Here is a 1,537-nt window from a genome sequence, read left to right as displayed (position 1 = left end):
GGTCTGGATTAATTTCAGCCACTTTTGACTTTAACTTTCCTAATTCCTCCGTTCTGCGTGCTGCTATAATTAAGTTTTTTCCACGAGTCGCAAAAGCAAGAGCGGTTTCATATCCAATTCCTGAGCTAGCCCCTGTAATAACTGTATATTTCATATAAATCCCTCCTGAATTTTATCCAATTGATTTAATTGTAAACGAACTATGAGTTGATTATAATGATTAGAGTAAACTCTAAGTCAAGAAAAATTTATATGGAGGTTTCTTATGTACACTATTGGTGAAGTGGCTAAAATGTTAGAGATAAGTACATATACATTACGGTATTACGAAAAAGAAAAAATTATAATTCCTGTTCGTAACATTAACGGAGACAGACGATATAACGATTCACATATTAAATGGCTGCAATTTGTTATCAAGTTAAAAGAAACACAAATGCCAATTGCGAAAATAAAGAAGTATGCTGCATTAGCTTTGGAAGGAGAACATACCACGACAGAGCGTTTAAATCTTTTAGAAGAACATAAACACTCTATTAAGGAACAAATTAGAACGTTAAAAGCTGCGGATGAGATGCTTGAATATAAAATTACCACTTACAAAGATTTCATCAATAAACGAGATTAAATACAGGTTTTATAAGGAAAATCGCCACAGATTTATGGAATAGAAAGAACCATAACCTTGCCGTTTCCCTCTTATTTCCCACTATTTTTTGGGATTGAACAGTTAAAGATATAAGCTGGTGGTACATTTCTAAGTTCCCTTTTCACATCTATTCTATTAAAAAACTGATTAAGAAAATTCTTTTTAAATTTAGTATATTGAAAGGTAATAAAATTCCCACCTTCCTTTAAAATTTTGGTGGTAGTTAATAATATTTTTTTTGAAACATTTGGGGGTAAACTAGAAAAAGGAAGACCAGAAACAATATAGTCTGCATAAGGAATGCAATAGCCCTGTAGATACTCGTCAATATTTTCCGCAGACCCTAATACAATGAATACATTTTTCTCTTTTTTATATTTTTCTTTCAATAATAAATAAAACTCTTTATTATTTTCCACTAATAAAAGAGTAGTATTCGAACTTCGTTTTTCAAGCAATTTATTCGTGAATACACCCGTACCTGGCCCATATTCAACAATATATTTAGCTTCCTTAAAATTGATGCTTTCCACCATTTTATCTGCAAGAAACTTTGAACTTGGAAGTACTGCACCAACGTTTCTTGGATTCGTTATATATTGAGATAAAAAAGACAGAGGCTTCATATTTAATCACTCCAATAGTTTGAATTTACTACTATAGTTTAAAATTCAAACCTGAAGAAACTAGAGTGACATCCTTAAGAATCCTTAAGATTTGAATAAGCTCTCTAAAAATAGTTTTTCTTAAAGGACATACCTTATAAAAACTCGCTCTCTCCCCTTTACCATAGTTTTTTCAAACGTCAGATACAGAAAACCATATATTTCTCGTTCGCTTTTCAAAGAAAACCTATAAGATTACCAGTAATTATACACATACTTGCGG

Annotated in this window: 3 protein-coding genes; 1 reads left to right on the top strand and 2 read right to left on the bottom strand. The window is 31.4% G+C overall.

Features of this window, described 5'->3' with window-relative positions; translation table 11 throughout:
- The coding region (locus tag AC1DTM_RS25995) for an SDR family NAD(P)-dependent oxidoreductase (RefSeq protein WP_477001237.1) at positions 1-154 on the bottom strand (154 nt) is incomplete at its 3' end.
- Positions 155-265: 111 nt separating this feature from the next.
- On the opposite strand from AC1DTM_RS25995, the gene AC1DTM_RS25990 reads away from it, so the two are divergent.
- Entirely contained in the window at positions 266-628 is a 363-nt protein-coding gene (locus AC1DTM_RS25990; RefSeq protein ID WP_002110648.1) for a MerR family transcriptional regulator, read from the top strand.
- Between the two features lie 71 nt (positions 629-699).
- Here the strand turns inward: AC1DTM_RS25990 and AC1DTM_RS25985 are convergent, their stop codons facing one another.
- Positions 700-1,275 carry a class I SAM-dependent methyltransferase gene (locus tag AC1DTM_RS25985; protein ID WP_016105329.1) on the bottom strand — a complete coding sequence of 192 codons (576 nt, stop codon included), beginning with the start codon at positions 1,273-1,275 and terminating at the stop codon, positions 700-702.
- Positions 1,276-1,537 lie beyond the last annotated feature (262 nt).

Source organism: Bacillus sp. P4_D3 (assembly GCF_056401855.1).
Note: the sequence above shows the minus strand (reverse complement) of the source record. Positions and strands in the feature narration are given on the sequence as shown.